At 69.0% G+C, this 25,231-nt stretch carries 18 protein-coding genes; 9 read left to right on the top strand and 9 right to left on the bottom strand.

Features of this window, described 5'->3' with window-relative positions:
- Position 1: 1 nt before the first annotated feature.
- The 4 genes from OV287_RS47045 to OV287_RS47030 form a co-directional block, all read right to left on the bottom strand.
- Positions 2-1,615, bottom strand: a complete 1,614-nt coding sequence (locus OV287_RS47045) for a xylulokinase (protein ID WP_267542562.1) — start codon at positions 1,613-1,615, stop codon at positions 2-4.
- Positions 1,616-1,767: 152 nt separating this feature from the next.
- A complete protein-coding gene (locus OV287_RS47040; RefSeq protein ID WP_267540610.1) occupies positions 1,768-4,425 on the bottom strand; it encodes an efflux RND transporter permease subunit in 2,658 nt (885 codons plus the stop codon).
- 214 nt (positions 4,426-4,639) lie between these two features.
- Complete coding sequence (locus OV287_RS47035; protein ID WP_267540609.1) at positions 4,640-6,736, bottom strand: site-specific recombinase; 2,097 nt, start codon at positions 6,734-6,736, stop codon at positions 4,640-4,642.
- 90 nt (positions 6,737-6,826) lie between these two features.
- On the bottom strand, positions 6,827-7,402 hold the full coding sequence (locus OV287_RS47030) for a Tgt2/MlaC family protein (protein ID WP_267540608.1): 576 nt from the start codon (positions 7,400-7,402) through the stop codon (positions 6,827-6,829).
- Positions 7,403-7,646: 244 nt separating this feature from the next.
- On the opposite strand from OV287_RS47030, the gene metK reads away from it, so the two are divergent.
- Both metK and ahcY read left to right on the top strand, forming a co-directional pair.
- Positions 7,647-8,828, top strand: coding sequence for a methionine adenosyltransferase (metK, locus tag OV287_RS47025; RefSeq protein ID WP_267540607.1), 1,182 nt, complete (start codon positions 7,647-7,649; stop codon positions 8,826-8,828).
- A 110-nt stretch (positions 8,829-8,938) separates the two neighbouring features.
- On the top strand, positions 8,939-10,246 hold the full coding sequence (gene ahcY / locus OV287_RS47020) for an adenosylhomocysteinase (RefSeq protein WP_267540606.1): 1,308 nt from the start codon (positions 8,939-8,941) through the stop codon (positions 10,244-10,246).
- Here ahcY and OV287_RS47015 read toward each other — a convergent pair.
- From OV287_RS47015 to OV287_RS47005, 3 genes are all read right to left on the bottom strand, one after another.
- Positions 10,212-10,559 carry an oxidoreductase dimerization domain-containing protein gene (locus OV287_RS47015; RefSeq protein ID WP_267540605.1) on the bottom strand — a complete coding sequence of 116 codons (348 nt, stop codon included), beginning with the start codon at positions 10,557-10,559 and terminating at the stop codon, positions 10,212-10,214. The genes ahcY and OV287_RS47015 overlap by 35 nt on opposite strands.
- The gene (locus OV287_RS47010; protein ID WP_267540604.1) at positions 10,442-11,629 is read right to left on the bottom strand and encodes an FAD-dependent oxidoreductase; all 1,188 of its coding nucleotides are present in this window, start codon (positions 11,627-11,629) and stop codon (positions 10,442-10,444) included. The genes OV287_RS47015 and OV287_RS47010 overlap by 118 nt, the downstream gene beginning before the upstream one ends.
- 119 nt (positions 11,630-11,748) lie before the next feature.
- Positions 11,749-12,552 (bottom strand): penicillin-binding transpeptidase domain-containing protein, encoded by an 804-nt coding sequence (locus OV287_RS47005; RefSeq protein WP_267540603.1) that lies wholly within the window; start codon positions 12,550-12,552, stop codon positions 11,749-11,751.
- A 341-nt stretch (positions 12,553-12,893) separates the two neighbouring features.
- On the opposite strand from OV287_RS47005, the gene OV287_RS47000 reads away from it, so the two are divergent.
- From OV287_RS47000 to OV287_RS46980, 5 genes are all read left to right on the top strand, one after another.
- A complete protein-coding gene (locus OV287_RS47000) occupies positions 12,894-14,243 on the top strand; it encodes a glycoside hydrolase family 1 protein (RefSeq protein WP_267540602.1) in 1,350 nt (449 codons plus the stop codon).
- A gap of 9 nt (positions 14,244-14,252) precedes the next feature.
- Positions 14,253-15,185, top strand: coding sequence for an aldose epimerase family protein (locus OV287_RS46995; RefSeq protein ID WP_267540601.1), 933 nt, complete (start codon positions 14,253-14,255; stop codon positions 15,183-15,185).
- A complete protein-coding gene (galK, locus tag OV287_RS46990) occupies positions 15,182-16,342 on the top strand; it encodes a galactokinase (RefSeq protein ID WP_267540600.1) in 1,161 nt (386 codons plus the stop codon). The genes OV287_RS46995 and galK overlap by 4 nt, the downstream gene beginning before the upstream one ends.
- Positions 16,343-16,434: 92 nt before the next feature.
- Positions 16,435-18,609 (top strand): mucoidy inhibitor MuiA family protein, encoded by a 2,175-nt coding sequence (locus OV287_RS46985; RefSeq protein WP_267540599.1) that lies wholly within the window; start codon positions 16,435-16,437, stop codon positions 18,607-18,609.
- 12 nt (positions 18,610-18,621) lie between these two features.
- Positions 18,622-20,190, top strand: a complete 1,569-nt coding sequence (locus OV287_RS46980; RefSeq protein WP_267540598.1) for a mucoidy inhibitor MuiA family protein — start codon at positions 18,622-18,624, stop codon at positions 20,188-20,190.
- Positions 20,191-20,207: 17 nt separating this feature from the next.
- Here OV287_RS46980 and OV287_RS46975 read toward each other — a convergent pair whose 3' ends face one another.
- Positions 20,208-21,011 (bottom strand): hypothetical protein, encoded by an 804-nt coding sequence (locus OV287_RS46975; RefSeq protein WP_267540597.1) that lies wholly within the window; start codon positions 21,009-21,011, stop codon positions 20,208-20,210.
- An 83-nt stretch (positions 21,012-21,094) separates the two neighbouring features.
- Positions 21,095-21,835, bottom strand: coding sequence for a hypothetical protein (locus tag OV287_RS46970; RefSeq protein WP_267540596.1), 741 nt, complete (start codon positions 21,833-21,835; stop codon positions 21,095-21,097).
- Between the two features lie 197 nt (positions 21,836-22,032).
- On the opposite strand from OV287_RS46970, the gene OV287_RS46965 reads away from it, so the two are divergent.
- The gene (locus OV287_RS46965) at positions 22,033-24,210 is read left to right on the top strand and encodes a serine/threonine protein kinase (protein ID WP_267540595.1); all 2,178 of its coding nucleotides are present in this window, start codon (positions 22,033-22,035) and stop codon (positions 24,208-24,210) included.
- A 64-nt stretch (positions 24,211-24,274) separates the two neighbouring features.
- Positions 24,275-25,219: a DUF2381 family protein gene (locus tag OV287_RS46960; RefSeq protein WP_267540594.1), complete on the top strand. Its 945-nt coding sequence runs from the start codon at positions 24,275-24,277 to the stop codon at positions 25,217-25,219.
- Positions 25,220-25,231: the final 12 nt, after the last annotated feature.

The raw sequence follows: 25,231 nt of genomic DNA, 5'->3' as shown, positions 1-25,231 counted from the left end.
GTTAGGCGCCGCGGGCCCGGTTGAGCCGCGCGAAGATGGCCTTGTTGGACTTGTAGAGGTTCACGAACTCGCCGAAGAGCTCGTCATAGAGCCCGCGGTTCTGGGGGTTGGGTTCGAAGGTGTTGGCGACGGGGACGAGCGAGGGAATCTCGTCCACCGTGAGGTGCCCAAGGGCCAGGGCCGCCTGGAAGGCCGCGCCGCGTGCGTTGGCGAGCACGGGCTCGTCCACTCGCTGGATGGTCCGGTCCAGCACGTCCGCCATGATCTGACACCAGAGCTTCGAGCGGGCACCGCCGCCGATGATGCGGAGGGAGTCCAGCCTGCGGCCGACGAACTTCTCCACGTAGCTGAAGAGCCAGCGCGAGTTGTAGGACACGCCCTCGAGCACGGCGCGCACCATGTGCCCGCGGGTCGTCTTGAGGGACTGGTTGAAGAAGCCGCCGCGCAGGTACTGGTCATCCACGGGGCTGCGCTCGCCGTTGAGCCAGGGCATGAAGAGGAGCCGGTCGCTGCCCGCGGGGATGCGCTCGGCCTCCGTCTCGAGCACCTTGTAGAGGTCCACCGGGGCCTGGCCCTGGTCGCCCGTGTTGGCGTACCGGGCGAGCTCCTCGTGGCCGAAGAGGATGTTGTCCTTGAGGAAGGACAGACAGAGGCCGGCGGACTCCTGCTCGTTGGTGAGGATGTAGCGGCCCGGGAGTGCCGAGGGCAGGGTCCCCATCTGGTGGAAGACGTCCGTCTTCTTGAAGGGCAGGTGGCAGGCGATCCACGAGGACGTGCCGACGCACAGGTGGGGCTCGAAATCGCGCACCGCGCCCGAGCCCACGGCGGCGGCGAGGATGTCCGGGGCCCCGGTGATGACCTGTACCTTGTCGCTCAGTCCGAGGGCGCGAGCGGCCTCGGGCTGGAGTGGGCCGAGCACACTGGCGGCAGGCACCAGGTCGGGCAGCTTCTCGCGCGGCAGGCCCGCGAGCTGGAGCAGCTGCTCGGCGTAGTGGATGCGCTGGAGGTCGCGGTTGTCGGTGACCCAGTGCAGGGTGATGGTGTCGTAGGAGGAGGCGAAGCGGCCACTCAGCTTCAGGTTGAGCCAGTCCTTGGGCTCCAGGAACTTGTAGGTGTTGCGGTAGAGCTCGGGGTGCTCGCTCTTCAGGAAGAGGATGTGGCCGAACGGGTCCTTCCCCGAGAGGGTAGGCGCGCCGCCGGTCAACCGCACCCAGGTGAGCAGGCGGGCGATGCCGAAACCCTCGACGGGGATGAAGCCGTGGACGGCGCGCCGCACGTGGGGCGCGCCTCGCGAGTCCATCCAGATGATGGCGGGATGCAGGGGCTTGCCGCGCTCGTCGACGGCGACGGTGCCGGACCACTGGGAGCTGATGTTGATGCCGACGATGTCGTCCGCGGAGACGACACCCTTGCCGAGCAGGCGCTGCGTGCCGCGGACGATGGCGGACCACCACGCCTCGGGGTCCTGCTCGGCGCCGCCGTCGGCCAGCAGGTGGACCTCTTGGGGCTCCACCTCACCGCCGAGGATGGTGCCGCGGAGGGTGACGGCCGCCAGCTTCACGGCCGAGGTCCCGAGATCGATGGCCAGGATGGATGGGTTACCGGTGGTGGGCACCCCGGTAATGTAGCGAGCCCGGGCCGGGAAGGGACTATTCGTCTCGGCTTCCCTGGTGCCCGGGCTCTTTCTCAACCGGCGAGATACGGCTTTTTACCGGAGGGGCGGACACGCGTGAGGCGCGGCCCGGCCCCTGTCTCGGCGGGAGTGCTTCAGGCCGCCTCGGACTTGTCCTTGCCGGAGGGCTGCTCGGAGGGCGTATTCGTCACGCCGTCCTGCAGCTTGCGCGGCAGCCGGTCCCACATCACCTGCATCACCGCGGCGAGCACCGTGAAGGACACCACCAGCGTGGTGATGAGGCCGATGCACGCGACGACGCCCATGGACTTCAGGCCGTTGTGGCTGGCCACCAGGAGGGCGGCGAAGCCCGCGGCCGTCGTCAGGGTGGACGAGGCCACCGCGGCGCCGATGCTGCGCAGCGCCACCACGGGCGAGGTGCCCTCCAGGAAGCGGTGCAGCAGGTAGAGGCCGTGACTCACCCCGAAGCCCAGGAGGATGGGCAGGATGATGATGTTCATGAAGTTCAGGTGCAGGTCCCACACCGTCATCAGACCCAGCATCATCGCCAGACCCACCGTGAGCGGGATGACGGAGGCCAGCGCCAGCTTCACGTTGCGGAAGTCCAGGTAGTGCATCACCAGAATCCAGAGCGTCACCAGGAGCACGGAGAGCTGGCCGTCGGCGAGCACGATGCGCGCCAGCCGCGCGAAGAGCTGGGCCGCACCGGCCGCCCGGCGAACCTGGGCCTCGGCGATGACGTTGCCCTGCGCATCCTTCACCTCGGGGGTGGGGATGTGGTTCGTCTGGTCCACGAAGGTGAGCATCTTCTTGCCGTCCCAGAGGTCCACGCTCGGGTAGATGAACGTCAGGTAGCCGTGGTTCTCCGGCTTCGTCTCCGGCAGGTGGCGGAACTGCGAGGCGTAGACTTCAGGCACTTCGTGCACGCCGTAGGGCCGGGCCTCCAGCATCTTCATGAAGAGGGCCGCCTTCTCCTGCGCCTCCGGAGGCAGCGCCGCCACGTCGATGTCCTTGAGCTCCTCCTGCCACTCCTGGAGGATCTTCGCGTTGGCCGCGGCCCGCTCCGGCGGCGGGACGAAGGTGTAGATGCTCACCACCTGGTCGATGGCGGAGTACTTCGTCTTGCGCTTCTCCGGATCCTCGAGCTCGTCGTAGATGGCCTTCGCCTCCTCCAGCGTCTTGCTGTAGACGGCGATGGGATCTGCGGACATGTCGAAGCGCTGGCTGATCTCATCCTGCAGCCTTACGGACGACTGGCCCTCGGGGATGAGGGCGCGGCTGTTGTAGTTGAAGCGGATGCCGGCCTTGAGTCGGTCCGCCCAGGAGGCGGGCTTGTCCGTGGGCACGTCCACGTCGCTCCGGGGAACGGCCAGGAAGCACAGGACGCCCACGATGACGGTGCTCACCCCGAGCATCAGGCCCGGCTTGGGAATCCGCAGCTCCTTGCCCGTGGTGGCGTTCTGCGTGGCCGGCGGCTTCATCTCGCCGATGAGCTTCTTGGGCAGCTCGGGGTTGATGCGGCCCGCGAGCGCCAGCAGCGCCGGGCTCCAGGCGAAGAGCAGCACGCCGATGAGGAAGGTGCCGCAGCCGGCCAGGAAGCCGAACTGGCTGAAGCCGCGGAAATCGCTGACCATCAGCACGAGGAACGAGCCGGACGTCACCACCGCGGACACCAGCGCCGGACGGCCGGCGTTCACCACCGCGTCCTGGATGGCCACGTCATAGGGCTTGCCGTGGCCCAGCTCCAGCCGCGTGCGGAAGATGAAGTGGATGCCGTAGTCGATGCCGAACCCCATCAGCAGGCCGCCGAGGATGCTGGTGATCATGTTGAGCTCGCCCACGGTGATGTAGGTGAAGCCCATGGTCATGATGGTGCCGAGCACCGTGCCGACGGACACGATGAGGGTGGGCACCCACTTGCGGAAGGCCAGGATGGTGATGATGAAGATGGCCGCGAAGGCCAGCAGCGACACCGGCTGGAGCGACTCCTCGATGGCATACGAGTCGTCCACCGCCGTCTTGTAGGAGCCGGTGAAGCCGTAGGCCACCAGCGTCTTGTCGCCCATCTTGTCGTAATCCTCGATGAGCTCCACGCCGCCGGCCTTCTCGCTCTTGGAGTAGGCCGCGAGATCCGCGCGCAGCTTCTCCACGTAGACCTTCGTCTTGGCGAGCTGGTTGGAGTCCCACATCGGCTTGATGAGGATGAGCATCATCTTCCGGTCCTTGGAGATGTAGTAGTCATCCCGGATGCTCTTCTTGCCGACGCTGCTGTACTTGTCGACGAGGTCCTGCATCTCGAGCTTCACCGGCTCGGTCTTCTGGATCTCGATGAAGAAGGGGTTGTTGCGGCGGAGCTGATCCTTGAGCCACGCCATGATGCGGCGCTTGCCCTCGGCCAGGTCCTCCGTCTTGATGAAGAGGCCCATCTGCTGTTGCACGAACTCGACGGGCACCTTGTAGGTGATGAAGCGGACGTTCTCCTTGTCCGCGTTCAGCCCGGCCGCGATGTCGTCGGCGACCTTCTTGAGGGTGGCCTCGTCGTCGGCGCGCAGGCCCATGATGAGGTAGCCGCTGCCACCCACCATGTCGATGACCCGCTTGACGTCCTTCACCTCGGGCAAGTCTTGCGAGATGAGGTCGAGCTGGTTGGAGTTGATGGTCAGCTTCGTGGTTCCCCACAATGACACGCCGGACAGCGCGAGGATCGCGAGGATGACGAGCCCGGGCCTACGGACCAGCATTCTGGCGTAGGCGAGAGCAAAGCGGGGCGTCTTGTGGGTCGAGTCACTCATGCGGCCGCGGACCCTACCGGAGAACGGACCTCATCAGAAGCACGGCGAGATGCCTCGGCTGCCCGGCCGCTGTATCACTTGCTGCACACCCTCTCCCTCTGAGAGGGGCTTGAGTTGCGGGTCGATTTATTCCCAGGTTCCACGGGCCTGGGATTTCAATCAGGGTGGACCCGCGTCATCCCTTACCCCGGCCCCTCACCCCGGGGGGAGAGGGTCAAACTCGGGGAGGCAAGAGGAAGGCGCGGGGGTCGCGCAGGAAGCGCACGCTCATCAGTCGGACCAGTCGCAGCACCTCCGCTCGGGGCACGTCTCGTGCCCTCAGGGCCACGCCCAGGGCGAGCGAGAAAGACACTCCGAAGTTGATGGCCAGCGTGAGCCCGATGCCCGCCAGGGCCGCGAGGAAATCCGGCCGCAGGACGGCTGTGGGGCCCAGCGCGTACCCGGCCAGGCAGAGCTGCCCGAAGGACAGCGTCACGTGCCGCACGTCCAAGGGCAGCCCGAAGAAGTTCCCCACCACGGGGAGCAGGGCCAGGAGCACGCCGATGCTCACATTGCCCCCCAGCGCGGCAATATTGTGCGAGAAGACGCTCGCCAGCTTTCCCGCTCCAGCGTCGCCCAGCGTCCGCCGCAGCACGCGGTGGTGCGCGAGCGCCTCGGGGATTTGCCGGTACACCGCCCAGTTCTCCAGCCACCCCGCCACCAGGCTGGACAGCCATAGCAGCACCCCCGTCAGCGCCGCGTAGAAAACGGTGCCGCTGCGCCATGGGTGCAGCGCGTCCACTACGTAGTGGGCCTGGGCCGTGTCGAGCAGCGGGTGCCCCTTCCACCAGGCGAAGGCCATCGACAGGCCCACCGCCGCCGGCAGCACCGTGCACATGTTCCCCACCGCCGTGGCGAGCTGCGAGCGGGTGATGCGCGGAATCAGCTCCACCAGGTGTGACAGGCGCCCAGTCGTGCCGCCCTGGCCGATGGCGCTCCCCAGCGTGGCCGCCGTCTTGGAGGGCTGCTGGGTGGCGAGTGTGGAGCCCGTCACCTGCATCAGCAGGAAGCTGCCCACGTAGGTGCCCGCCAGCACCAGCCCGTAGAAGAAGGGCGCCAGCGCGAGCGTGGTGGCATACAGCATGAGGCCGGCGGTGAAGGCGGTGATGAGCCCGCCGCCCGCGGCCGAGTGCACCAGTCGGTGGTACTCGGCCCGCGTGGTGGTGATGTCGTGCTCGCCCGAGTGGCCCGCGCGCTCGATGACCTTGCGCGCCAGCAGCCGCGCGTTGCTCGCGACCACCGCGAGCACCGAGCGGTCCGCGTGAGCCCGGCGCAGCAGGTCCGCCAACAACACGAGGCTCTCGCGCCAGCGTGCCTCGCCCGGCGCCGCGCCCAGTATCCGGGCGATGGCCTCCATCCGCTCCAGGCTCCGGCGGATGCGCTCCAGCCGGTACACCAGGTCCACGCTCACCCCGTACTGCTCGAGGTGGCTGGTGACGATGGCCACCACCTGGTGGCACTCCGCCACCACGTCGCCCAGCTCCCGCAGCGAGTCCGGTGCGGCGTCGCGGGCCAGCACGCCCTCACACACCCGGCGCAGCTTCAGGAAGGGCGAGGCGCGGAAGGACACCTCCGGACAGCGCTCCCGCACGTCCTCGGCCAGCCCCAGGGCCGCTGCCTGCACGGCCAGCAGGCCCAGGGCATCCACCAGCGAGGCCCGCACCATCTGCGCCGGTGCCCTCACGGGAGGCTGGGTGCCTCCCTGCACCAGGGCGGAGAGTCGCGCCAGCAGCTCCGGCGGCAGGCTCTCCAGCCAGGAGGCGTCCTGGGGCACGGGAAAGAGGCGCAGGAGCAGCTCGGAGAGCTGGTGATCCTCGGGGGGCGTGGGCAGCAGGCGGCGTGCGAGCCGGTCCGACACCTCACCGAAGAAGCCCAGCCCGGCGGGCAGGCCCACCTGGGAGAAGAGCTTCAGCCCGCTCGTCGCGGCCATCACCTCTCGCACCAGGACGGCCACGGGCTCGCGGGCCGAGGCCCTCGTCTCCAGCACACGCAGCAGCAGGGCCAGGCGCGTCACCACCGCGGGGGCCTCGGGCTCCGCGGGCTCCATCAAGCCCAGGGCGGGCTTGGGGTCTTGCAGCCAGGCGACGCACCGCTCCACCCACTCCAGGCGGGCTTCCAGGCCCTCCGAGGGCACTTCGGCCAGCAGCTGTTGGAGGTCCCTGACGGCGGGGTGCCCTGGTGCGCGCGGGGCGAACTGGACGCAGAAGGCGTCCACCTCGCGGGAGGAGCGCCCTTCTCGCAGGGGGGCCGGCTGGGGGAGGGGGACGGACATCGGTCCATCCTCTCTACTCCACCTGTCCGCAGGTACAACCGGCTTCACCTCCGGGCGCCCGTCCGCCTGGCACCCGGAGGGTGGGGGCTACTACTTCTTGGTCAGCTCGGCTTCCTTCGCGCGCATCAGCTGCAGCAGGTGGTCCCAGCCGCCCTGCTTCATGATGGGCCGGACCTGGTCATCGCGGATGCCGGTGAGCATCGAGTCGCCCAGCACCGCCACGTCCAGCACCTTCCAACCGCCCTGGCTCTTCACCACGGAGTACTGGAGCTTCATCTCCTGCTTCTTCAGCGGGTGCTCGATGACGACGGTGGACTTCACGTTCGCCTTCTCCCCCTCCACCGCGGGGTCCTCGTAGGTGATGGAGGCGAGGTTCTTGAAGTTCTCGCGCACCTTGGGGAAGGCAATCTTGGCGAAGAGGCTGTTGAAGAGCTTGGTGAACTCCTTGCGCTGGGCCTCGGTGCCCTTCTCCCAGTCCTCGCCGAGCAGGAAGCGGCCCTGCTCATCGTTGGCGAGCTGCTTGAGGGCCAGGTCATCCTTGCTGTAGCGCACGGACTGCACGACGGTCTTCACCGGCTTGGCCACTGGCTCGTTGGGCGCGGCGAGCACCGGCAGGGCGAGGGTGAGGGTGGCCAGCAGGCTGAGGGAGCGGAGGCGAGCGTTCATTCAGTTCCTTCCTTGCAGAGGGCTGCTTCTGTAGCGCAATGGAACGGACGAGCGCGTGCGAAATTCACGTGGCACTCGGCGCTGGGCTCGGGGGGTGGCCAGCCTGCCAGGAGGGCCTGACAGACACCTTCCCGCGAATTCTCCAGGCCGTCTCGGGGTTTGACTCCTCTGGAGCCCTACGTTTAGTGTCCCCGCTCTTCAAGTAGTTGCCGTGAGCGGTACCCCCCCTGAAGCCGAAGACGACATGCCGACCGACTACCTGTTCACCTCTGAATCCGTCACTGAAGGGCACCCGGACAAGATCGCCGACCAGATCTCCGACGGCGTGCTGGACGCCATCCTCTCCAAGGATCCCCAGGGCCGCGTGGCCGTGGAGACCCTGGTGAAGACGGGCCTGGCCATCGTCGCAGGCGAGGTGACCACCAACTGTTACGTCGACATCCCGAAGATCGTCCGCAGCACGATCTGCCGCATCGGCTACACCGATAGCTCCATGGGCTATGACGGCAACACCTGCGGCGTCATGGTGGCCATCGAGGGCCAGAGCCAGGACATCGCCCGGGGCGTGGACAACAAGAAGGAGCAGGGCGCCGGCGACCAGGGCATGATGTTCGGCTACGCCTGCGACGAGACGCCGGACCTGATGCCGGCCCCCATCCACTACGCCCACGCGCTCACCCGGCGCCTGGCGGACGTGCGCCGCAAGACGCACGACTGGCTGCGCCCGGACGGCAAGAGCCAGGTCACCGTCGAGTACCGCAACGGCCGCCCGGTCCGCATCGACGCGGTGGTGGTGTCCACGCAGCACTCGGATGACGTCTCCAACAAGCGCATCCACGAGGCCATCCGCGAGGACGTCATCGCCAAGGCGCTGCCCAAGAAGCTCATCGACGCCAAGACGAAGATCTACATCAACCCCACCGGCCGCTTCGTCATCGGCGGCCCCATGGGCGACTCCGGCGTGACGGGCCGGAAGATCATCGTGGACACCTACGGCGGCATGGGCCGTCACGGTGGCGGCGCCTTCTCGGGCAAGGACCCGTCCAAGGTGGACCGCTCGGCGGCGTACATGGGCCGTCACATCGCCAAGACGGTGGTGGCCGCGGGTCTGGCTCGCCGCTGCGAGGTGCAGGTCTCCTACGCCATCGGCGTGGCGGACCCCGTGAGCGTGCTGGTGGACACCTTCGGCACGGCCACCGTGCCCGAGCAGAAGATCGAGGCCGCCATCAAGCGCACCTTCGGCCTCAAGCCGCGGGAGATCACCGAGTACCTGGACCTGCTGCGGCCCATCTACCAGAAGACCGCCGCGTACGGTCACTTCGGCCGCTCCGAGAAGGAGTTCACCTGGGAGCGCACCGACAAGAAGGACACCCTGCGTGAGGCCGTGGCGGGCCCGGCTGGCACCTCCCGCCTGAAGGCCGTCTGAAGTCCGTTGGCGGACCGTCAACGCTGAGCGTCCCAGATTGTTGAAACGCGCGTGAGCCCCGGTAAGGCTCACGCGCGTTTTCTTTTTTCTCCACCCCCGAAGGACTCTCCATGGCGAAGGTCGTGAGCCTCAAGAAGGCGAAGCGCGCCAACAGCGCGCCGGTGCACGCGGACATCAAGGATCCCCTCCAGGCCGAGAAGGGCCGTGGCCGCATCGAGTGGGCCGGGCGGACGATGCCGGTGCTGCAGCAGATCCGCGAGCGCTTCGCGAGGCAGAAGCCCCTGAAGGGCGTGCGCCTGACGGCGTGCCTGCACGTGACGGCGGAGACGGCCAACCTGGTGATTGCCCTGAAGGAGGGCGGCGCGGAGGTGTCCCTGTGCGCCTCCAACCCGCTGTCCACCCAGGACGATGTGGCGGCCTCGCTGGTGGTGGACCACGCCATCTCCGTCTTCGCCATCAAGGGCGAGGACAACGAGACCTACTACCGCCACATCCACGAGGCGCTGAACACCCGGCCCCAGCTCACCATGGATGACGGGGCGGACGTGGTGGGCGTGCTGCACAACGAGCGCACGGAGCTGCTGGAGCACGTCATCGGTGGCACCGAGGAGACCACCACGGGCGTGGTGCGCCTGCGCGCCATGGCGAAGGAGGGCGTGCTGAAGTACCCGATCATCGCGGTCAACGACGCGAAGACGAAGCACCTCTTCGACAACCGCTACGGCACGGGCCAGTCCACCCTCGACGGCATCATCCGCGCCACCAACCGGCTGCTGGCCGGCAGCGTCTTCGTGGTGGCCGGCTACGGCTGGTGCGGCCGAGGCCTGGCGATGCGCGCCCGCGGCATGGGCGCTGACGTGGTCGTCACCGAGGTGGACCCTACTACCGCGCTCGAGGCGGTGATGGACGGCTTCCGCGTGATGCCCATGAGCGAGGCGTGCCGGATTGGCGACTTCTTCTGCACGGTGACGGGCAACATCGACGTCATCCGCCAGGAGCACTTCGAGAAGATGAAGGACGGCGCCATCGTCTCCAACTCGGGCCATTTCAACGTGGAGATCGACCTGAAGACGCTTCAGCGGATGACGAAGCGCCGCGCCGTGCTCCGCGAGTTCGTGGAGGAGTTCACCCTCAAGAACGGTAAGCGCATCATCATCCTGGGCGAGGGCCGCCTCATCAACCTCGCCGCCGCCGAGGGCCACCCCTCCAGCGTGATGGACATGTCCTTCGCCAACCAGGCGCTCGCCAGCGAGTTCATGGTGAAGAACCACCGCAAGCTGGAGAAGAAGGTCTACGCGGTGCCGGAGCACCTGGACCAGGAGATCGCCCGGCTGAAGCTGCGCGCCATGGGGGTGAAGATCGACAAGCTCACCCCCGCGCAGGTCAAGTACCTGGGCTCCTGGCAGGAGGGGACCTGACCTTGTCCATCGCGTCGTAGGTGGCCGTCTTGTAGGCCTCGGAGAGGGTGGGGTAGTTGAAGCACGTCTCCACGAAGAGGTGTGCGCCGGCGCCCGTCATCAGCGCCAGCAGCCCCACGTGCACCAGCTCCGAGGCCTGCTCGCCCAGCACGTGCACGCCCAGCAGCCGCAGGTCCTCGCGGCGGAAGAGCAGCTTCAGCAGCCCGTGCGACTCGCCAATGATTTGCCCGCGCGGGTTGGTGGAGAAGGCGGCCCGGCCCACCACGTAGGGGATGTCCTTGGCCTTGAGTGACTCCTCCGTCTCGCCCGCCATGGACACCTCGGGGATGGTGTAGATGCGTAGGGCAGCACCGGAGCCATCCGGTTCGCCTCCAGCCCGAAGGCGTGCATCACCGCGATGCGCGCCTGCTCCATGGACGTGGACGCCAGCGCGGGGAAGCCAATGACGTCCCCCGCCGCGTAGATGCCCGGCACCGTCGTCTGGTACTCGGGCCCCACCTCCACCTGTCCTCGCGCGCCCAGCTTCACCCCCACCGCCTCCAGCCCCAGCCCCGCCGTGTTCGCCGAGCGCCCCGAGGCCACCAGCACCTGGTCCACCTCCAGCCGCTCGCCCTCCTTCAGCGTCAGCCGGATGGACGCATTCGGGTCCGGTGGCACCTCCACCGCCTCCACCGTGTGACCTAGCCGCATCTTCACCCCGAGTGCCTCCATGCGCCGCTTCAGCAGCGCCGAGAGCTCATCGTCCAGGAAGGGCAGCAGCTCGGGCTTGGGGTCCACCAGCGTCACCTGAACGTTCAGCGCGGCGAACATGCACGCGTACTCGGAGCCGATGACGCCCGCGCCCACCACCGCCAGCGCGCGCGGCAGTTGCTGGATGTCGAGCAGCTCGTCCGAGTCGTGCACCCGCGGATCCCCAAAGGGGTAGAGCGGCGGGCGGAACGGTGAGGAGCCGGTGGCCACCAGGATGACGTCCGCCGTCAGCCGCCGCTCCGGCTCGCCCTCTCGGCTCACCACCACCGTGTGCGCGTCCGCCAGCGTGCCCCGGCCGTACACCAGCTCCACCCCGTGGCGCTTCAGGTCCTCGAGGATGCGTTGGCGCTCGATGCCCTTCACCCGCCGCTCGCGGTAGAGGAAGTCCGAGACGGTTGTCTCGTGGGGCAGGTTCGCCTCCACCTTGTACAGGCCACGCTGGCGGAAGCCCGAGAGGTACAGCGACGTCTCGCGCAGCGTCTTGGACGGCAGTGTGCCCGTGTTGGCCGCCGTGCCGCCGGGCACCGGCTCGCGCTCCACCACCGCCACCCGCTTGCCGTGCAGCGCCGCGTGCACCGCGCCCTTCTCGCCAGCGGGGCCAGAGCCGATCACCACGAGGTCGAAATCCGCCATGGCCGGCACCCTACGCGAGCCGTCCGGTGGGGCGGAAGGGCTCCGAACGCGGACGGGCTGCCTCCCTCCTGGGAGACGGCCCGCCGTCATGCTCTGGGTATGAGTGCTTCGCCGCCCGGTCAGAGCACGTCGAGCGCTTGCAGCTCATCCGCCGCTGCATGCAGCGCCACCGGGCCCTCGAGGTGCTCGCCCGTCACCAGGCTCGCGAAGACGTACTCGCCCCGGGGCGAGCTCACGTGCCCCACCAGCCAGCTCACGTCCCCGTCCTCCTTCGTGTTCGTCGAGCCCGTCTTCCCGCTCACCACCGCCCCCGAAGGCCACGGCCCCGCCATCCGCTTCGTTCTCTCCGTCACCGTCTCCGGCGTGTACACCAGCATGCGCTTTACCTGCTCGCGCGTGCGCTCGCTCACTGGCAGCTCGTTCCGGTACAGCTTCGCCAGGAATCGCACCTGCTCCTCGGCGGAGATGCGCAGCGGGTTCCCCAACCAGAAGCCCGTGAGCTCTCCGGAGATGTCCTCGTTTCCGTAGCCGAAGCGGTGCAGCCAGTCCTTCATCCGCTCGCGTCCAATCTCCTTCGCTGTCCCTTGGAAGAACCACACCACCGAGTAGCGGATGGCTGACTCCAGTGAGTGGGCGCGGTTCCAGTCGGCGATGCGGCGCTTCTGGCCGTCCCACTTGCGCACCGCTGTTGGGTCCTTCACCACGCCCGTCTCTAGCGCGATGAGCGCGTGCGGCACCTTGAAGGTCGAGGCGGGAGAGACGCGTTTCGCGCATTGCTCCGCGTCATTGCGCTTCAGCTCTCCTGTCTTCAGGTCCAGCAGCACGAAGCAGCCGGGGTGTTTCTTCGCGGGCGCGGGTTGGGCCAGCTCGGGAGTGCTGGAGAGCAGCAGGGCGGTCAACAGCACGGGCACGGCTTGGGTCATGACGGCTCCAGGTTGAGTGGGACGGCTCCCGCCCTGGAGCAAGGTGTGGGCCAAAGGTCGCTCTTGGGCCCACATGGGGGAACACGGGCTCGGATACCCTCACCCTGTCCCTCTCCCGGAGGGCGAGGGGAGGGGGGGCGGAGTGGGGCGCGGGGCTCGGGAGCTCCAGGGGAGGGGGCGCGGCTCTGGAGCCACGGGGCAGTGGTTTTTCGCCCGCGAGACTCCAGAGGGCCTGGAATTGTTGGATAACCGTCCGGCCCCGGGCCACTCGCGTCCTTTGTTGCGATCGCACAACGGGGGAATCACTTCCCGCCCGTCAGTCGGGCCCATACCTTTGTCTCATGGGCACCAATGAATTTCCGCGCGGATTCACCTTCGGGGTGGCCACCGCCGCTTATCAGGTCGAGGGGCACATCGAGAACGACTGGTCCGAGTGGGAGCGACAGGGGAAGTGCAAGGACCCCAATCACCGCTGCGGCCGCAGTGTGGACCACTGGAACCGCTTCGATCATGACGTCCAGCTCGCCAAGGAGGTGGGCAGCGGAGCGTTCCGCATCTCCCTGGAATGGGCCCGCATCGAGCCCGTCCGCGGTCAGGTGGATGCCGCCGCCGTCGACCAGTACCGCCAGCGTCTGCTTCGGATGAAGGCCGCCGGCATCCGGCCCGTGGTCACCCTGCACCACTTCACCCATCCCCAGTGGTTCCACCGGGAGACTCCCTGGCACGAGCCCTCCTCTGTCGTCGAGTTCCGCCGCTATGCCCGCATCTGCGCGCAGATCCTCCGCGGCCTCGATGCGCTCGTCATCACCTTCAATGAGCCCATGGTGCTGCTGCTCGGTGGCTACATCCAGGGTGTCATTCCCCCCGGCATCGCCGATGGGAACAAGGCCATGCTCGCGCTTGGCAACATCGCGCGCTCGCACGTGGCCGCCCGCGAGGAGCTGCTGCGCGAGTCCGGCAAGTGTGAGATCGGCATCTCGCAGAACATGCTCGCCTTCCGGCCCGACCGCTGGTGGCACCCGCTGGACCGCGCCCTCACCCGGTTGGCTTTCGACAACTACAACCACGCCTTCCATCGCGCCCTGACGGACGGCGAGCTGCGCATCCAGATGCCCGGGCTGGCGTCCACCCGTCAGCGCATCGAGGGGGGTCGTGACAGCGTGGACTTCATGGGCATCAACTACTACACGCGCGCCCACCTCCGGTTCGTGCCCAAGCCCCCCTTCCTCGAGTTCCAGTACCGCGACATCCACGGCCGCGGCCTGACCGACATCGGCTGGGAGGACTACTCCGAGGGCTTCTCCCACCTCCTGGTCGAGCTGCACCACAAGTACGGCAAGCCCATCTGGGTCACCGAGAATGGCATCGATGACCGCCAGGGCCAGCGGCGGCCCCAGTTCCTCTACAACCACTGGAGCCAGATGCTCAGCGCCGTCCGCCAGGGCGCCGACGTGCGCGGCTACCTCTACTGGTCCCTCATGGACAACTTCGAGTGGCTCGAGGGCTGGGGTCCTCGCTTCGGCCTCTACGCGGTGGACTTCGAGACGCTCGAGCGGCGGCCCACGCCTGCGTGTCATTACTTCCGCCGGGTGGCCCAGAGCGGCGTGCTCGTGGAGCCGGAGCAGGTGAGCGAGCCGATGAAGTCCGAGGACTCCATGCCGACCGTGGCGCCTTCGACCGTTGCCCTCTAGGCTGGCTTCATGCTGGCCGAGTCCATGTTGCAGGGCTTCCGCCTCTTGACGCTGTCGGGGCGGGAGCTGGAGGTGTCCGTGCTGCCGGAGCTGGGCGGGAAGCTCCAGTCGCTCCGGCGCAGGGACGGAGGCTCCAACGTCCTGCTCACCCCGCCGGACTTCCCGTACCGGCGGCCAGTGCCGGGCGCCGCCTTCGAGGCCCACGACACCAGCGGCTTCGATGAGTGTTTTCCCACCGTCGCCGCCTGCGCCTCGCCCGATGAGCCGGAGCGCTCCTGGCCCGACCATGGGGTGCTGTGGACTTCGGCCTGGCGCTGGGAGCTGGAGGGCTCGCGCCTGCACATGGAGGCGGAGTCAGGTCCACGCTCGCCCTGGCGCTTTCGCCGCACGCTGGAACTGGACGGCCCCACGCTGCGCCTCGGCTATGAGGTGGAGAACCTGGCGGACGCGCCGCGGCGTTTTCTCTGGGCGGCCCACCCGCTGCTGTCGGTGAGCGCGGGCTCCACCCTCCACCTGCCGGGCTCCGTGACCGAGGTGGAGGTGGAATACTCCGCGGGCGGACGGCTGGGTCCCCGGGGCTCGCGTGTTCCCTGGCCCGGTAAGGGGGAGCACCGGCTCGATGTGGTGCACGGCCCCCATCTTGGCTTCGCGGACAAGCTGTTCGCCGGTCCGCTGCGCGAGGGCTGGTGCGCCCTGCACGACGCGGCACGCGGCTCGCGTGTCACCTTCCGGTTCGACCCGGCCGAGCTCCCCTTCCTGGGCGTGTGGCTCTGCCAGGGCGGCTGGCCTTCCTCCCGCCCAGGCCGACACTTCACCGTCGCACTCGAGCCCTGCAATGGTATGCCGGACGCATTGGATGCGGCGGCGGCGCGGGGGACGTGTGTCACCCTGGAGGGCGGCGGGCGGACGCAGTGGAGCTTGGAGCTGGAGGTCTCGTCATGAGCACATTGGAGTCCCGGGTCCGCGACGCCTTCCGCTCCTCGTATCGAGGTACGCCGCGCCTGTTCCGTGCCCCGGGGCGCGTCAACCTCATCGGCGAGCACACGGACTACAACGACGGCTTCGTGCTGCCGCTGGCCATCGAGCGCGCTACGTGGGTGGCTGCCGCTCCGCGCGCGGACCACGTCGTCGAGGTCACCTCGCTCGGTCTCGGGCAGACGGTGCGCTTCGACCTCGATGCGCCGTGGGACTCCTCGCGGCCCTCCTGGTCTCGGTATGTGGAGGGCGTGGCCCGCGTGCTGGAGGCGGGCGGCGTGCGGCTCCGGGGCGCCAACCTGGTGCTCACCAGTGACGTGCCGTATGGCGCCGGCCTGTCGTCCTCCGCGTCGCTGGAGATGGCCACCGGGCTTGCGCTGCTCTCCCTCTCGGGGCTGCCTGTCGATGGGGTGCGGCTGGCCCTCGCAGGCCAGCGGGCCGAGCACGATTACGTGGGCACCCGCTGCGGCATCATGGACCAGTACGTGAGTGCGCTCGCTCGTGAGGGCCATGCGCTTCTCATCGACTGCCGCTCTCTGGAGGCCACGCCCGTCCCGCTGGCGCTCGACCGCCATGCGCTCGTTGTCCTGGACAGCGGTGTGAAGCACACCCATGCCTCGTCCGGGTACAACGCACGCCGCTCCGACAGCGAGCGCGGCGTGGCCCTGTTGCGCGAGGTCCTGCCTGAAGTGCGCGCCCTGCGGGACGTCACGCCGGACATGCTCGAGGCCCATGCGTCCCGGCTGCCGGAGCTTGTCCTCCGCCGCTGCCGCCATGTGGTGGGAGAGGACGCGCGCACGCTCGCGGCCGTCGAGGCCCTGCGCGCGGGTGAGCTCGAGCGCGTGGGCCGCCTCATGTACGAGTCCCATGTGTCGCTGCGCGATGACTACGAGGTGAGCTGCCCGGAGTTGGATGCGCTGGTGGAGGCGGCCAGGTCCGTGCCTGGCGTGCTGGGCGCGCGCATGACGGGGGGCGGTTTCGGCGGCTGCACCGTGAACCTGGTGGCCCAGGAGGCGGTAGACACGCTCATCGCGCACACGGCGGAGCACTACCAGCGCACCTTCGGACGGGCGCCGGGGGTGCTCGTCACGCGTGCCTCCGCGGGCGCGGCCGAGCTGCCCTGAAGGGACTGAGAGGCGGGCTGCCGCCTCACTCCCGGTGAGGGCGCGGATGCGAGCAGGTGACGGCACCGAGGCTGGGGCGCTACAACGCGTGAATGCCCGTTCTCGGACTTTCCGCCCTGAGCGCGTTGTGGCTCGCGGCGGTGGATGCGCCCGTTACCTCCGTCACCGTCTATAGCGACCGGGCGCGGGTGGTGCGTACGGCCCGCGTGGCCCTCTCCGGCACCCAGCGCGTGGAGCTGCCTCCGCTCTTCGGCACGGTGGACCCCGCCAGCATTCGCGTGGAGGCCCAGGGGGCCGAAGTGATGCGGGTGGACATCCGCACCATGGAGTCCGAGGCCCTGCCCGCCACGGAGGCCCGCCGGCTCGTCACCGAGTTGGAGAAACTCGATGACCAGCTCTCCCAGGTCCGTGCCGAGCGCGAGGCCTATACCGCCCAGCTCACCGCGCTCGGCCAGGTGCGTCCCCCTGCTGGAGACGAGCCCTCGCCCACGCCCGCGAAGGGTGCACCGCAAGGCCCCGCCCGGCTGGATGCCTCCGGTTGGCGTGCCGCCACTGACTTCATGGTGGCGGCCACCGCTCGCCTCCAGGCGAAGCTGCGCGAGGTGTCCCAGCGCGAGGAGGCGTTGGACCGCGAGCTCTCGCTGCGCGTCCAGGAGGCACGCCGGCTCGGTGGTACGCCGCGGCGCCGGGGTCTGGAGGTTGTTCCCACCCTCTCGGGCCAGGGCTCCGCGACGCTCACGCTCACCTATGTCACCACGGGGACTCGCTGGTACCCCTCTTATGAGCTGCGGCTAGAGCCCGAGTCCAATCGCGTCCAGGTGGCCTTCTCCGGGCGGGTCAGCCAGGAGACCGGCGAGGACTGGGAGGACGCAGCGCTCACGCTCAGCACCGCGCTGCCCTCCACCGCCACCACCGCGCCGCAGCTCGCTACCTGGAAGATTGGCCAGCGCGAGCGCTTCATCCCCACGCCCGCCCCCGTCCCCGACTCCTGGCGCCCCCCGCCGCCCGCGCCCCCGCAGCCTCCCGCGGCGCCCAACGAGGATCTGCGGACGCGCGCCCGCCTTCTCTCGCTCATCGGCACCGCGGGTGCGGCTCCCTCCGAGCCGGAGCCGCAGCAGCCCCAGCCCAACGTGGAGACGCGCACCCAGGAGCGGATGGCCCAGGGGCCGTCCAAGAGCGCCATCATTGGCACCGTTGTGCGCGCGGATTCGAAGAAGCCCGAGGTGGACGTGGTCGTCACGGCGACCTCGCCCAACCTCGATGCCGACCAGGTCGTGTTGACGGATGCTCAGGGCCAGTACCGCATTCCCCAACTCCCGTCGGGCACCTACACCCTGCGGTTCGACAAGGAGAGCTTCAGGCCGTTCGTGCGCTCGAACATCCAACTCCGGCAGGAGCGCACCATCCGCCAGAACGTGGAGCTGTTGCCCGAGGACTTCGAGGCGGAGGTCGTCATCACGGCCAGGCCGCCGACGATTGACGTGGGCTCGACGAGCGCGGGTGTCAGCGTCGACCGGGACTTCATCAGCCGCAGCCCGTCTGGGGGCAAGAGTGGTGCGGCGCGTGAGGTGGACGCCCCCGTGGGCCTCGCGCCGCCGGCGGGCTGGCGGCCGCCGGTAATGGATTCGCGCCTGCCGGTCTCGCTCGCGGGTGGCTATGCCCTGGCCTTCCCCTCGCAGCGCCGTGAGACGGTGCGCAGCGGCAAGGGCGAGCGGCGCGTGCCCCTCTTCACCGAGACGTGGCCCGTGCAGGTGGAGCGCAAGCTGTACCCTGCCCTCACGCCCAATGCCTTCCTCGTGGCGGAGCTGCGCAGTCCGTCCAAGCAGGTGATGCCCGGCGGCGAGGCGCAGCTCTTCGTCGGCGCGGACCCCGCGGGCCAGGCCGAGCTCACCCTGGTGTCGCCCGACGAGCCCTTCACCCTGCCGCTCGGCATCGACTCCGCGGTGCGCCCGGTGCGCAACGTGAAGCTCATGACGGCCGAGAAGGGCTTCATCGGCAAGGACGACGTCACCGAGTACCTCGTCACCATCGAGCTGGCCAACCCGTACCCCTTCGCCCTCCCGGTGCGCATCCACGACCAGTGGCCGCTGTCACGCAGCGAGGACGTGGAGGTGAAGCTGGTGCGCACCGATCCCAATGCCGTGCAGGACGCGGACCGGGGCACGCTGGAGTGGCGCCTGACGGTGCCGCCCTCGCAGAAGCAGGTGGTGTCCTTCCTTTATACCGTCCGCCACCCGAAGGGCTGGCGCCTGGAGCAGTCGCAGTAACGAGGAGCCGCCATGCACACCCTGCCCTTGATGATGCTGGCGCTCGTCGCCCCCGCGAAGGTGTCCTCCGTTGTCGTCTACCCGGACCGCGCCCAGGTGACGCGGGTGGAGACGGTGGCCTGCACCGGCCGCGCACTCGCCGTCTTCGAGTCCGTTCCGCCCGCTGCGGACCCCTCCAGCTTCCGGGCTCGCTCCGAGGACGCCACCGTGGAGAGCCTCGTGGCCGAGGAGCGCACGCGCCAGGCGGAGTTCAGCCCGGAGCTCGAGACGCTGCGCAAGAAGCGCGAGACGTTGGAGCGCGAGATGGCGGAGCTGGTGGACGCCCGTGCGCGCGGCCTGGTGCTGAAGCAGATGGGCGAGAGCCTCTCCGAAGTGGCCGTGGCGCGGGTGGCGCGCGAGCTCACCGAGCCCAAGCCGGACACCCGCGCGTGGACTCAGGCGCTCGACACCGCGTTGGAGGCCCGGCTGCGCTCCGCCTCCGAGGTGTCGGCCCGGGCTGCCCGCATGCGTGAGGTGCAGCGGGAGCTGGACTCGTTGCGCAACCGGGAGACGTTCCTCTCCTCCTCCTCCGCGCGCATGGAGCGGCGGGTGGAGGTGCGGCTGGCCTGTCCCTCGGAGGGCCGCGCCCGCGTGGAGCTGCAATATGTGGTGGGCGGAGCAGGCTGGACTCCCGCATACGAGGCGCGGGCCGACGAGGCCGGCGGCCAGGTGGAGCTGTCCACCTTCGCCACCGTGACCCAGACCACCGGCGAGGACTGGAGCGGGGTGCGGCTGGCACTCTCCACCGCTCGGCCCCGCGACAATGCGACGCCGCCGGAGCTGATGCCCCTGACGCTGACGGCCCGGGAGCGGCGCCCCGAGCGCAAGGTGCTGGTCCGCCGCGAGGAGAAGCAGCAGCACGCCCAGGCCGGAGGACAGGCTCCGGGGGAGACCGAGGACGGCGCGCTGCTCGCGGCCTCGCAGGGTATCTCCGTGCAGCTCCTGGTGCCCGAGCTGGCCCAGGTGCCGGGGGAGGGCACGGCCGTGCGGCTGCGCGTGGCGCGCACGAAGCTGAAGACCTCACTCGTCTGGCGCGCCGTGCCCAAGGTGCACCCGGTGGTGTTCCGCGTGGCCGACCTCATCAACGGCGCGCCCTTTCCGCTGCTGCCGGGCCCCGTGGATGTGTTCCGTGCCTCGGGCTTCATCGGCCGCCAGCAGTTGGAGCAGGTGCCCCAGGGCGGTGCCTTCCAGCTCACCTTCGGCGTCGAGGAGTCGCTGCGCGTGGAGCGCGTGGTGGTGCAGGAGATTGCCCGCGACGAGGGCCTCTTCGGCGGCCGGCGCCGCTTCCACTACGCCTACCGCTTCGACCTGGCCAACTACCGCCAGCGCCACGAGGTGGTGGAGGTGACCGAGCACATCCCCGTCTCAGAGCTCGATGACGTGGTGGTGGAGCTCGACAAGAAGACGACTCCTGGCCACACGCTCGAGGAGATGGATGGCATCGTCACCTGGAAGGTGAAGCTCGCCCCTTCCGAGAAGCGCTCCGTGGACCTGGCCTTCCACGTGGACGTGCCCTCCAGCTACGACATGCAGGGGCTGTGAGACGCGCTTCCTTGGACCTAATGACGCCCCAACTCCCTGTCCCAGGTGTACAACTGCCCGGTCAACCCGTATTTGAAGGCGCTGGAGATATCCTCGAACTTCTCCGGAGGAAGTGCGGAGAGGCGCTCGCGCAGGAAGTCCGGGTCGCTGAGCACCTCGCGGTGTTTGAGATCGGCGTTCGCCTCCACCAGGTAGGGAATCATCCGGAGCACGGCCTCCTCGCAATCCTCTCGGGTAGCGCGCGCCATGCGCTCCATCGTCAGGGCCAGGTGCTCGCGAACCGAGGCAGGGCCTCCAGGGCACCAGGCCTCCAGGGTCTTGCGGTAGCTATCATCCATGAGCTCGTCCAGCGTGTACTTCTGATCGAATGACCAGAACGCATAGCGAGGGCCCTGGAGCACGTCCCAGAAGCGGAGCAGAGAGGCGAGCCGGATTGCCATGCGCTCCGCGCTTCGCGGCGGCGGCGGCGGCACGGCATAGTAGATGGCCCCCCAAGGAGTGCTCAGGCAGAAGGACTCGAAGGACTCCCTCATGCGCGGGTACTCCTCGTCCGGGACGCCTTCAGCCAGGTCCACGGAGATCTCGCCGAACAGGTGCATCCGCCAGCGGGGGTCGCCCGTGTCGAAGTTGGCCGCCGAGTGCATCACCAGCACTTCGCCGGGCGGCACCTGACGCATCTGCCGGGGCTGGGGAAAGGCACCGGTCTTGAGGTACTGCCGGGCCCACCAGCGTCCCTCGGTTCTCGCCTTGCGGCGGATGGCGGCGGTGGTGTCGTAGAGCCACGCTGGAAGCTCGAGCACCAGTGGGGGGGCCGGGGTCATGGCTTTTCGCCCTACCACAGCGGTCAAGTGCTCCTCAAGCGCCGGGTACGTCGCTCCGAGGGCGGCGGACGCCTCCCGCCCGCTCAGCGGCAGTCCACAGGCAGGTAGACCTGACCCTGGAAGCCCTTGGGTCGTTCGCCCTTGTCATACGCAGCCCGGATCGCCTGCTCGGCCATCTCACCGCGCTGCTCTACCTCTTCCCTGGGCAACTCCTCTTCCTTCTGGGCCGCCCGCTCCTTCCAGGAGGCACCGGGCTGCTTGCGCCGGTAGCTCCAGCGGTACAGCGTCACTCCGGGCTCTGACGTGCGCCAGGACAACTGCCAGAGTGCTCCCCCGTTCTCGAATTCGAGGAAGAGCGCCCCCTCGAAGCCGGTGCCTCCCACGAGCTTCTTGTCAGGCTCGGCAACCTCATTGAGCGCCGCCAGGTAGCGCCCCGCCTGGTCTCTCCCTTCCACGCGCGACGCCTCATTGTCCGGCTTGAGCTCGAACAGCACGAAGGCATCGATATCGGTGATGTCCGGGCGCAAGCGCCTCACGAGCTCCGAAAGACGCTTGGGATTCCCCAGCTTCCCATCCCCTACGATGGTGGAGAGACTTTCATCGAGGAAGACGATGTGAGTGGGATGCCGTACGCTGTACTCCTTGCCAATGGCGTAATGAGCGGCCTTGCCAAGAAAAGCGCCCCAGGGCTCCTTGGAGTCCGGCTTACGGCCAGGGAGCTTGGAGGAGGGCGGCTCCGCCTGGGCACCGAGGGCCGCTACGAGCACCAAGAGAAAACCCGCCAACCCCAAGGTGCGCCTCGTCCTGGTTCCACTGTTCTTCATGTCCAACATGCTCCTCCCCGGTGCGGTTGGGGAGGGCACCATGAGGGGCTGACATGTCATGATGACAAGTCACCTCCACCCGAGGAAGGGGCCTCCAGACTGGCTCCCGGTGATGGAGGCGGGATAAGGGCGACCGTCCGCGCACACCAGCTTTCAGCGGTCATGTTAGGCTGACCCACCTCGGAGGTGAGGCGCGCATGAGCGAGGCCGGGACGCACAGCGCAGGGGACGAGCCGCGAAGTCTGAAAGCACCGCCGCACCTTCAGCGGGACTCGCCGGAGCACTACCAGCCCCGGCCAGGCCTGGAGGTGGCCGGCTACGAGTTACAGGCGAAGCTGGGCAGCGGCGGCCAGGGCACCGTGTTCCGCGCCGTGCGCCAGGGCCGCACCTATGCGGTGAAGTTCCTCCCCCTGCCACGCGGCCGGCACTGGGCCCTGCGCGAGCGCGACGTCATGCGGAAGCTGAGCGAGGCGGGCGGCCTGCCCCTGGAGGCCCATGGCCTGTGGCCCGAGCACCAGCCCCTCTACCTCTTCCTCGTCATGCCCTACGTGCGAGGACTGCCGCTGGACGTGTGGACTCGCGTGCACAACCCCGACTCGCTCCAGACGGCGCTTCTCTTCCGCCAGGGCGCGCGCCAGCTCTCGGCGGTACACGCGGCCGGAATCATCCACCGCGACGTGAAGGGGGCCAATCTGCTGGTGTATGGCGAGGAGCGGCTGGTGCTGGTGGACTTCGGGGTGGCCACCTATGAGGGCGCTCCTCCGGTGACGGGGGCCTTTCCCCCGGGCACCTGGCCCTACGTCAGCCCTCGCGTGTGGCTCGCCTGGCGCGGCCTGGAGGACTCGCGCCCCTGCCCGGCGGATGACCTCTGGGCACTCGGGGTGGAGCTGTACGTGATGCTCACGGGCCGGTTGCCCTTCCAAGGCAGCGAGGGCGAGCTGGTGCACGCCATCCTCCACGAGGAGCCGCCGGTGCCGCACGAACTCAACCCTCGGGTGCCCAGGGAGTTGGGCGAGGTGTGCTGGCGCATGCTGCGCAAGCGGCCCGAGGAGCGGTACGCGGACGCGCTCGCGGTGGACGCGGCGCTGGGCGAGGCGTTGAAGCAGGCGGACGGAGCGTGGCGCACACCGCTGTGCGAGGCCTGGGGGCCGCACACCGCCACCACCGTGCGCGAGCGCGACATGTGGGCCGGTGGGGACGCGCTGGCGCTCTACGCGCGGCTGGCCTCCTACGAGCACCTGCCCGTGCGCGGCAAGCCGCGTGCGCTGGACGAGGTGTCCACCCTCGCCTCGGACGGGGAGCCGCCAGCGCCCGGGGCGCCCGACGCTCCGCCCGTACGTGAGGAAACCTCGGAGCAGGCCGTGGCGCCAGAAGCGGACACGCCCCAGGCCGCCCCGGGGGAGACCGCGCCGCTCGACGGGCCGCCGGTAGCGAGCGAGGCGGACGCGACGCGAGCAGAGGCACCACCGCCTCCGCTCACCCGCGAGGCGGCCCTGCCCGCTGCACGCTCGCAGCGCTTGCTCCAGGCCGTCGGGGTGGTGCTGGTGGTGGGCCTCGGCGCATGGTTCGCCGTGCACCTGCCGCCGCGTGGCTCCGTGTCCACCACTCCACCGCTGGGGACACCGCGCGCCAGCCTACCGCCGGAGTTCTTTCCTATCACCCTGGAGCCGGAGGGACAGGAAGTGGCGCCCCCGTGGAAGCGGCCAGAAGGTGACGGCGGCGCGGCGCCCGCAGTGGCGGCAACCCCCGCGCCCGTCGCCCGTGCGACGCGCTCCCAGGAGACGCGCGTGAAGAAGAAGACTCCAGCGAAGGCTCCCGCTTCCCCGCAGCAGCCCCAGCCCAAGCAGACAGGCTCCACGGCTGCGAAGGTGAGTGCGGTCGTGCTCACCTGCACCCTGGGCAGTGGCTGTGCCACCGCCACTCCCCAGGTGGTGCCCCCGTCCCCGCTCCCGCCTCCCGCCGAGTGCCCTCCCGAGGCCGCGCAGAACATGAAGGAACTGGGCCTCATCTACCCTGGCTCCCGTGGGAGCGCGTTCATTCCTTACACCAGCGTGCGCATCCCCGTGCGTCCGGGTCCGGTGACCCTGTATCTGACGGGCTCTTCCAAAGGCTGGGGCAAGCTGCCCGCGGGCACCCTGATCACCGGCGAGTGGCTCTTTGGCGAGCGCCGTGTACACGGACGCTTCACCCAGGTGCACACGCCCGAGGGGAAATCGTACGTGGTGTGCCTGGAACTGAAGGACGGACCGGACTGGGGCTTGGAGAAAGAAGAGGGCAGCGGCAAGGACACCGCCATGGTCCCAAATGGCGGATTCCTCTGGCCAGTGGAGCGCTTCGGGGAGGCCTGGAAGTACGAGGAGCGGGAGAAGCGGTAGGAGCTGATAGGGGCTGACGTCGGAAGTCTCTGTTACCCTGGTCACTCCCGAGGTCACCCCGCCCATGTCTCCCCTGCTCGCCGCCCCCCTGCTGCTCACGCTTCTCACGGACCCGTCCGCCCCTGTCTGGCCCGCCTCCGAGAAGTGGGACATGCCGGGCGCACGCCGCCTGGAACTCACGGCGGAGAGCGCGAAGGTGCAACACCCGGTGGACGTCAGTCCTCGTCACTCCACCCATCTGGTGTTCGACACCCCATTGCAACCCGGTGGCGTGGAGGTGGACGAGCGGTGGGTGAAGAAGGCGGTGAACGAGGCCGAGGGCATGGTGATGCTGCGGCTCGCAGGCGTACCACCGCCGGACGAGCCGCTCACGGTGACGGTGCGCTTCGCGGAGGCGCAGGGGCTCGAGCGTGTCACCTTCAGGCTGCGGGTGCACCCCATCCGGGGCGAGCACGAAGTGCAGGTCATCCGCCAGCCCGGTGTCTGTGCGTCGTCGAACCAGGAGGCCCGGCAGCAGCGCGAGCGAGCCGAGCGGTGCGAGGCCGCGCGGGAGCGGGAGCGCACCGGCCCCGAGGCGCCGCGCCCCGAGGGTTTCTCGGACTTTGTCGACGCCGGGCTGGTGGGTGACGGCGCGGGCATCGTGGGGCGGAAGCTCGCGCTCGGAAGGGACTTCTCTCAGCGTCCCGGTGAGACGCTCGTGGTGTGGGAAGCCTACAGCTATCGCGTCGAGAGACGGGGCCTCGTGGCGGCGGAACTGCACGTGGACAGCACGGACACACGGCCCTGGGTGGCGGAGGGCGCCGGGGTCGCGGAGCTTGTGAACGAGCAAGGCGTGCGGCTCAAGGTGGTTCGGGTCTGGCAGCCCGAACCTCTGGTGGCGGGAACACGGCGCCTGCTCGTGGTGGAGGCGGAGGCGACGGTGGCGCAGGCCCGGGGCTCCTTCCGCCTCGAGCTTGGCGAGGCGGAAGGAGCGCGCACCCTCACCGTGCGCGGCGTGACGTTTCCCTGAGACGGGGCCGGG

This window comes from Archangium lansingense (genome assembly GCF_026626635.1).
Lineage (GTDB): Bacteria > Myxococcota > Myxococcia > Myxococcales > Myxococcaceae > Archangium > Archangium lansingense.
The sequence above is the reverse complement of the archived record's forward strand: the minus strand, read 5'-3'. Positions and strand labels throughout refer to the sequence as shown.

Bases quoted from the DNA above. Each gene is read 5' to 3' on its own strand.
- OV287_RS47040 (WP_267540610.1), bottom strand. From the start codon at position 4,425: ATGAGTGACTCGACCCACAAGACGCCCCGCTTTGCTCTCGCCTACGCC.
- OV287_RS47035 (WP_267540609.1), bottom strand. From the start codon at position 6,736: ATGTCCGTCCCCCTCCCCCAGCCGGCCCCCCTGCGAGAAGGGCGCTCC.
- OV287_RS47030 (WP_267540608.1), bottom strand. From the start codon at position 7,402: ATGAACGCTCGCCTCCGCTCCCTCAGCCTGCTGGCCACCCTCACCCTC.
- metK (WP_267540607.1), top strand. From the start codon at position 7,647: ATGCCGACCGACTACCTGTTCACCTCTGAATCCGTCACTGAAGGGCAC.
- ahcY (WP_267540606.1), top strand. From the start codon at position 8,939: ATGGCGAAGGTCGTGAGCCTCAAGAAGGCGAAGCGCGCCAACAGCGCG.
- OV287_RS47015 (WP_267540605.1), bottom strand. From the start codon at position 10,559: ATGGCGGGCGAGACGGAGGAGTCACTCAAGGCCAAGGACATCCCCTAC.
- OV287_RS47010 (WP_267540604.1), bottom strand. From the start codon at position 11,629: ATGGCGGATTTCGACCTCGTGGTGATCGGCTCTGGCCCCGCTGGCGAG.
- OV287_RS47005 (WP_267540603.1), bottom strand. From the start codon at position 12,552: ATGACCCAAGCCGTGCCCGTGCTGTTGACCGCCCTGCTGCTCTCCAGC.
- OV287_RS47000 (WP_267540602.1), top strand. From the start codon at position 12,894: ATGGGCACCAATGAATTTCCGCGCGGATTCACCTTCGGGGTGGCCACC.
- OV287_RS46995 (WP_267540601.1), top strand. From the start codon at position 14,253: ATGCTGGCCGAGTCCATGTTGCAGGGCTTCCGCCTCTTGACGCTGTCG.
- galK (WP_267540600.1), top strand. From the start codon at position 15,182: ATGAGCACATTGGAGTCCCGGGTCCGCGACGCCTTCCGCTCCTCGTAT.
- OV287_RS46985 (WP_267540599.1), top strand. From the start codon at position 16,435: ATGCCCGTTCTCGGACTTTCCGCCCTGAGCGCGTTGTGGCTCGCGGCG.
- OV287_RS46980 (WP_267540598.1), top strand. From the start codon at position 18,622: ATGCACACCCTGCCCTTGATGATGCTGGCGCTCGTCGCCCCCGCGAAG.
- OV287_RS46975 (WP_267540597.1), bottom strand. From the start codon at position 21,011: ATGACCCCGGCCCCCCCACTGGTGCTCGAGCTTCCAGCGTGGCTCTAC.
- OV287_RS46970 (WP_267540596.1), bottom strand. From the start codon at position 21,835: ATGAAGAACAGTGGAACCAGGACGAGGCGCACCTTGGGGTTGGCGGGT.
- OV287_RS46965 (WP_267540595.1), top strand. From the start codon at position 22,033: ATGAGCGAGGCCGGGACGCACAGCGCAGGGGACGAGCCGCGAAGTCTG.
- OV287_RS46960 (WP_267540594.1), top strand. From the start codon at position 24,275: ATGTCTCCCCTGCTCGCCGCCCCCCTGCTGCTCACGCTTCTCACGGAC.